General features: G+C 63.0%; 6 protein-coding genes. 3 read left to right on the top strand and 3 right to left on the bottom strand.

Going from position 1 to position 6,565, the window contains the following annotated elements; genetic code table 11:
• A partial coding sequence (locus NKI58_RS13790; protein WP_352825234.1) for a hypothetical protein occupies positions 1-186 on the bottom strand: 186 nt, incomplete at its 3' end.
• A 225-nt stretch (positions 187-411) separates the two neighbouring features.
• Entirely contained in the window at positions 412-1,161 is a 750-nt protein-coding gene (locus NKI58_RS13785; protein WP_352622358.1) for a DUF1223 domain-containing protein, read from the bottom strand.
• A gap of 175 nt (positions 1,162-1,336) precedes the next feature.
• Here NKI58_RS13785 and NKI58_RS13780 point away from each other — a divergent pair, with 175 nt between their 5' ends.
• A complete protein-coding gene (locus NKI58_RS13780) occupies positions 1,337-2,017 on the top strand; it encodes a ceramidase domain-containing protein (RefSeq protein WP_352623544.1) in 681 nt (226 codons plus the stop codon).
• Positions 2,018-2,118: 101 nt separating this feature from the next.
• Here the strand turns inward: NKI58_RS13780 and acnA are convergent, their stop codons facing one another.
• The gene (gene acnA, locus NKI58_RS13775; protein ID WP_352782800.1) at positions 2,119-4,809 is read right to left on the bottom strand and encodes an aconitate hydratase AcnA; all 2,691 of its coding nucleotides are present in this window, start codon (positions 4,807-4,809) and stop codon (positions 2,119-2,121) included.
• A gap of 282 nt (positions 4,810-5,091) precedes the next feature.
• Here acnA and ccmA point away from each other — a divergent pair, with 282 nt between their 5' ends.
• Entirely contained in the window at positions 5,092-5,691 is a 600-nt protein-coding gene (ccmA, locus tag NKI58_RS13770; RefSeq protein WP_352782803.1) for a heme ABC exporter ATP-binding protein CcmA, read from the top strand.
• A gap of 109 nt (positions 5,692-5,800) precedes the next feature.
• Positions 5,801-6,466, top strand: a complete 666-nt coding sequence (ccmB, locus tag NKI58_RS13765; protein ID WP_352622368.1) for a heme exporter protein CcmB — start codon at positions 5,801-5,803, stop codon at positions 6,464-6,466.
• Positions 6,467-6,565: the final 99 nt, after the last annotated feature.

Genomic DNA, 6,565 nt, shown 5'->3' with positions numbered 1-6,565 from the left:
CAAAAGACAGCGCACCAGCGCCTCCGCCGGGTAGCTGGTGTTGCCCGAGCCGGGACCGCTGCGCTGACCCAGCAATGTTCGGATCGGTGCCCAGTCCAGTTCCTTCGATACCAGGTCGAAAATCGTCTCGTCCGACGCCGCCAGCCCGTCCGCCAGACTCAACTGACCCAGAACACGATCCGCCATCCCGAATCTCCCTGCTTCGACCATCATCACAGAATCACCAATCGGCTTCTGTGCAAAGGTCTCCTTGTGGGAGAAGGTGTCGCCGAAGGCGACGGATGAGGGGTGTTCCAGCTTGGCAATTTCCTTGAAATCGCCGCCGCCTCAATTCTTCCAGCACCCCTCAACCGTCTCGGCGCTGCGCGCCGATCCACCTTCTCCCACAAGGGGAGAAGGAGAGGTCCCCGCTTAAGGCTTGCGGATAAAGGCTGCGCCCAGGATCGGCCCGGGCATGCCGTCTTTGCCGACCGACTGCAGCAGCACGGCGCAGCCGCCCTTCTTGGCGATCTCGCTCATCGGCAGTTCGTAGCGCTGCGCCTTGCCGTGCCACATGCCGGCGGTCTGGATGGTGGAGACGGCGTTCCAGTAGGTCATGCTGCGGCCGCTGTTTTCGCCCTTGCCGATCTTTATCGTCTGTGGCGGGTTGAAATAGACAATGACGACATGCGCGTCGGTGGGGCCGGTCACGGCGTCGCCGGCATCGATCATGACGCGATCGCTGGTCCGGCTGACCTTGATGCCGACGCGCATGCCTTCGCCGACCCTCTCCATGCGGGCCAGCGCGCCGTCGACTTCCTCGCGGCTGGCGCCGTTGACATGGCTGCGGCCGTTTATGACGGCTTGCGGGGTGTAGACGGAACGACTGCCGAAGGCGCGCATATACTCGTATTGCCGCTCGGTATTTTCCTTGCGGCTCAGCGTGTCCTGCCAGCCGAGGTAATCCCAATAATCGACATGATAGGCGAGCGCGACGATGTCCTCCTTGGCGGCAAGCTCGGCGAAGAATTCGTCGGCCGGCGGACAGGAGTTGCATCCCTGGCTGGTGAAGAGCTCGACGACGCCTAATGGCTTGTCGGTTGGCTCGGCAAGGGCCCTGCCGGCAAACGCCGAGAGGGCCAGCGCAAGGGCCGCAAGCCGCAATGGTCTTCGAGATGGCATGGCCGTTCCGATCCCGCCGGTGACGCCGGCTTTGTTCTGGTTGTCGAAATATGTGGCAGAAGCGGCAGTCAACGGGAAGTCACGTTGCGGTGAAATTTTGCCGTTGCAACCGCTGGCAAGGGCGCAATAGGTGGACTTGCACTTCACGATGGAAGCGATTCGGGCGGCAATCAGCATGTGGCAATCTCTCCTGGCGCCGGTCGACCTCTATTGCGAACGGACGGGGCCGGAATTCTGGGCCGAACCGCTCAATGCGCTGAGCAATCTGGCTTTTTTTGCCGCCGGGCTATGGGGTGTCTGGCAGGTGCGCAAGCGCGGCACCGGCACCTTCGCCGAAGTGCTGGCCTGGTGGGTGGTGGCGATCGGCGTCGGCTCGTCGCTGTTCCACACCTTTGCCACAAGGGCAATGATCCTGGCCGACGTGCTGCCCATTGCAGGGTTCACGCTGGCCTACACGCTGTTCAACCTGCGACGTTTTCTCGGCATGAAATGGGGCAAGGCGATCGCCATCTTCGTCGCCTTTTACGCCGTTGCCGGGCTGGTGACCTTTGCCGTGCCCGACTGGCTGCGCCAGGCGTCGAACGGGACGACCGGCTATCTGCCTCCGTTTCTGGCGCTCGCCTTCTTCGGCGCCTGGGTGGCGGCCAGCGGCAATCGCGCCGGCTGGTACAATCTGGCGGGTTCGGCGATCTTCGTCGTGTCGGTCATCTGCAGGATGATCGATCCGCTGGTCTGCGGCGGCGTTCCGCTCGGCACGCATTTCCTGTGGCACATATTCAACGGGCTGATGCTCGGCGTGCTGCTGGCGGCGACAGCGCGGTTTGGAAAGCCGGGAATTGGGGGAATAGGGCAGTAGGGCAGTAGGGCAGTAGGGCAGTAGGGCAGTAGGGCAGTAGGGGAATAAGTCGCTTCTCCTTGCTTCACCCTACTGCCCTACTCCCTTATTGCCCTACTCCCTTAAGCGGCCAGATCGCGCAGCACGTATTGCAGGATGCCGCCATTCTTGAAGTAGTCGAGCTCGTCCAGCGTATCGATGCGGCAGATGATCGGAACCTCTTTGACGCTGCCGTCGCCGTAGGTGATCCTGGCGATCATCTTCTGCCGCGGCTTGATGTTGCTCAGTCCGTCGATCTCGACCAGTTCGTCGCCCTTGAGGTTGAGCGAGGCCCATGAGGTGCCTTCCTCGAAGACGAAGGGGATCACGCCCATGCCGACCAAATTGGAGCGGTGGATGCGCTCGAAGGACTGGGCGATGACCGCGCGGACGCCCAGCAAATTGGTGCCCTTGGCCGCCCAGTCACGCGACGAGCCGTTGCCATATTCGACGCCGGCGAAAATGACCAGCGGCACGCCTTCCTTCTTGTAGCGCATCGCGGCGTCGTAGATCGATTCCTCTTCTTTCGAGGGGTAATGGATGGTGTAGCCGCCCTCGCGGCCGTTCTCGCCCAGCATATGGTTGCGGATGCGGATATTGGCGAAGGTGCCGCGCATCATTACCTCATGATTGCCGCGGCGTGTGCCGTACTGGTTGAAATCGGCGACGCCGACGCCGTGGTCGGTGAGATACTTGCCGGCCGGCGAGGCCGCCTTGATCGAACCCGCCGGCGAAATGTGGTCGGTGGTGATCTTGTCGCCGAACAGGCCGAGCACACGCGCGCCCTTGATATCGCCGATCTTGCCGAAGCCTGACTTCATGCCGGCGAAATAGGGTGGGTTCTGCACATAGGTCGAATTGTCGTCCCAGGCATAGGTCTGGCCTTCCGGCGCCTTGACATTCTGCCAGTACTCGTCGCCCTTGAAGACGTCGGCATACTTGCGGGCGAACAATTCGCGCGTGACGTTCTTCTCGATGAATTCCTGGATCTCGACCGAACTTGGCCAGATGTCTTTGAGATAGACCGGACTGCCGTTGCGATCGTCGCCGAGCGGCTCGGTGGTCAGATCTTTGGTCACGGTCCCGGCCAGCGCGTGGGCGACGACCAGCGGCGGCGAGGCGAGATAGTTCGCCTGCACGTCGGGCGAGACGCGGCCTTCGAAATTGCGGTTGCCGGACAAGACTGCCGCAGCAATCAAGCCCTTATCGTTGATGGTCTTGGAGATCGGCGCCGGCAACGGGCCGGAATTGCCGATGCAGGTGGTGCAGCCGAAGCCGACCAGGTTGAAGCCGATCTGGTCGAGCTCCTTCTGCAGGCCGGATTTCTCGAGATATTCGGCGACGACCTGGCTGCCCGGCGCCAATGAGGTCTTGACCCACGGCTTCTGCTTGAGGCCGAGCCGGTTGGCGTTGCGCGCCAACAGCCCGGCGCCGATCAGCACGCTCGGGTTCGAGGTGTTGGTGCAGGAGGTGATGGCGGCAATGACCACATCGCCATGGCCAAGATCGTAGTCCGTGCTCTCGACGGCATAGCGCTTGTCGATTTCGGCGGCCTTCCTGTATTCGGTCTCCATGGCCTTGGCGAAGCCGGCCGGAATGTCTTCAAGTGCGACCCGGCCTTCAGGCCGCTTCGGGCCGGCCATCGACGGGACGACACTGCCGAGATCGAGCTCCAGCAGGTCGGTGAAGACCGGATCGGCCGAGCCGGCATCGCGCCACAAGCCTTGCGCCTTCGAATAAGCCTCGACCAGGGCGATGCGGCTTTCGTCGCGACCGGATATGGTGAGATAGCGGATGGTTTCGCTGTCGACCGGGAAGAAGCCGCAGGTGGCGCCATATTCCGGCGCCATGTTGCCGATGGTGGCGCGGTCGGCCAGCGTCATGTTGGACAGGCCCGGCCCGAAGAATTCGACGAACTTGCCGACGACGCCCTTCTTGCGCAGCATCTGGGTGACGGTGAGCACCAGGTCGGTGGCGGTAACGCCTTCCCTCAGCCTGCCGGTGAGCCGGAAGCCGATGACTTCCGGCAGCAGCATCGAGACCGGCTGGCCAAGCATCGCGGCCTCTGCCTCGATGCCGCCGACACCCCAGCCGAGAACGCCAAGGCCGTTGATCATCGTGGTGTGCGAATCGGTGCCGACGCAGGTGTCGGGATAAGCGGTGGTCTCGCCATCTTCGCTGTTGGTCCACACGACCTGGCCGAGATACTCAAGATTGACCTGATGGCAGATGCCGGTGCCGGGCGGCACGACGCGGAAATTGCGGAACGCCTGCTGGCCCCATTTCAGGAATTTGTAGCGTTCCTCGTTGCGCTCATATTCAAGCTCGACATTGCGGGCGAAAGCCAGTGGCGTGCCGAATTCGTCGACGATGACCGAGTGGTCGATGACTAGATCGACCGGCACCAGCGGATTGATCTTTTGCGGGTCGCCGCCGAGCGAGGCCATGGCGTCGCGCATGGCGGCAAGGTCGACCACGGCTGGAACGCCGGTGAAATCCTGCATCAGCACGCGAGCCGGGCGATAGGCGATCTCGACGCCGGCGGTGCCCCGGTCAGTCAGCCAGCCGGCGACCGCCTGGATGCTCTCCTTGGTAACGGAACGGCCGTCCTCGTTGCGCAGCAGATTCTCCAGCAGCACCTTCATCGAATAGGGCAATTGGGCAATACCGGTGAGGCCGTTCTTTTCGGCCTCGACAAGGTCATAGTAGATGTACTCGGTGCCGCTGGCGGTCAGCGTGCGGCGGCAATTGAAGCTGTCGAGTGATTTGGACACGTGCGATCCCTAACTGTCGGTTGCCGGAAGGGAACGGACGCCAGTGGGCATGCAAATCACGCGCAAAGGTGCGGGTACGGCCATTTCCGCTATCCGTTCCCAAGCGTCCGGGCCGTTCAAGGCGGCACGCGCGCTGGTTCGGCGCAAATTCGGTTCCCGTGCCGACCGCTGGCACGGATGATGCGGATATAGAGAATTTTCTGGAATAGTTCTAGACACGGATTCGCCATTTTTGCTGCGGCGCACCGAAGCCGCACCTGAACTTTCGGCGAAGGGGGACGGATGCGGCTGATCGCCGAAAATCTGGGCGGCGAACGCGGCGGCGAGACGGTATTTTCCGGCATCGAATTCGCGCTGGGGGATGGCCAGGCGCTGGTCGTCACCGGGGCGAACGGCGCCGGCAAATCGACGCTGCTCAGGATCGTCGCCGGGCTGTTGCCGGTGGCGGCAGGCCGTGTGCGGTTCGAAGATGGTGGCGAAGACTTTCCGTCGGCCGCCTCGGCGTGTCACTATCTCGGCCACCTCAACGCGATGAAGACGGCGCTGAGCGTTACGGAAAACCTGTGCTTCTGGCGCGATTTTTCGGGCGCCGGTTCCGCGGGTGTTGAAGAGGCGCTGGAAACCGTCGGGCTGGGCGGCATCGGCCATCTGCCGTTCGGCTATCTCTCGACCGGGCAACGCCGCCGCGCGGCGATTGCAAAACTGCTGGTAAGCCACCGGCCATTGTGGCTGCTCGATGAGCCGACGGCAGGACTGGACAAGGCTTCGGAGGAGAGATTCGGCGAATTGATGGGGAAACACCTCGAGAGTGGGGGGATCGTGGTTGCGGCGACGCATTTGCCGCTTGGGATCGAGGGAAAGGAATTGAGGATGACCGGCTGATGTTGGCATTCCTTCACGCCCCCCTCTGTCCTGACAGCCAATCTCCCCCCTTGAGGGGGAGATGTCCGGCAGGACAGAGGGGGGTGCCCAGGCGAAAGCATCTCACATCATGCTAGCCATCTTCCTACGCGACATCCGCCTGAGTATCCGCGCCGGCGGCGGGGCGCTTACCGGCGTGATTTTCTTTCTCGCCGTTATCGCGACCATCCCCTTCGGCGTCGGTCCCGAGCTGAAGCTGCTGGCCCGCATCGGCCCGGCGATCCTGTGGATCGCCGCCTTGCTGGCCTGCCTGCTCGGCCTCGACCGGCTGTTCCAGGCCGACCGCGAGGACGGCTCGCTCGATCTTCTGGTGCTTGGCAACGACCGGCACATGCTGGCCTTGACCGTTCTGACGAAATGCCTGGCGCATTGGGCGGGAAGCGTGCTGCCGCTGGTCATCGCCGCTCCCTTGCTCGGCCTGTTCATGAACATGGAGCCCATCGGCATCGGTGCGACGGCGCTGACGCTTCTGGTAGGCACGCCGGCGATCACCTTCATCGGTGCTGCCGGTGCAGCGGTGGCAGTGGCGTTGCCGCGTGGCGGGCTGCTGATCTCGGTGCTCGTGCTGCCGCTGACCATTCCCGTGCTGATCTTCGGCGTATCGGCAAGCTATGGCGCGGTGGCGGACCCCGATCCATTCCTGCAGCCCTTCCTCATTCTTGCCGCGCTGACCTTGTTTCTTGCCGTGCTCGGCCCTGTGGCGGCGGCGCTGGCGCTGCGGCACGGAACGGATTGATGTGTTGGCTTCAGCTCATGCCTGCGGCGCGGCGAACAATTGCGGAGCCGATGGCGCAGCGTTAAGAGAAGACATGTTGGAACGGCGTGAGACGGACCG

Origin of the sequence: Mesorhizobium sp. M0522 (assembly GCF_040321085.1) — a bacterium.
GTDB lineage: Bacteria > Pseudomonadota > Alphaproteobacteria > Rhizobiales > Rhizobiaceae > Mesorhizobium.
Note: the sequence above shows the minus strand (reverse complement) of the source record. Positions and strands in the feature narration are given on the sequence as shown.

Coding starts and splice junctions, on each gene's coding strand:
- ccmB (WP_352622368.1), top strand. CDS start 5,801: ATGCTAGCCATCTTCCTACGCGACATCCGCCTGAGTATCCGCGCCGGC.
- NKI58_RS13785 (WP_352622358.1), bottom strand. CDS start 1,161: ATGCCATCTCGAAGACCATTGCGGCTTGCGGCCCTTGCGCTGGCCCTC.
- NKI58_RS13780 (WP_352623544.1), top strand. CDS start 1,337: ATGTGGCAATCTCTCCTGGCGCCGGTCGACCTCTATTGCGAACGGACG.
- ccmA (WP_352782803.1), top strand. CDS start 5,092: ATGCGGCTGATCGCCGAAAATCTGGGCGGCGAACGCGGCGGCGAGACG.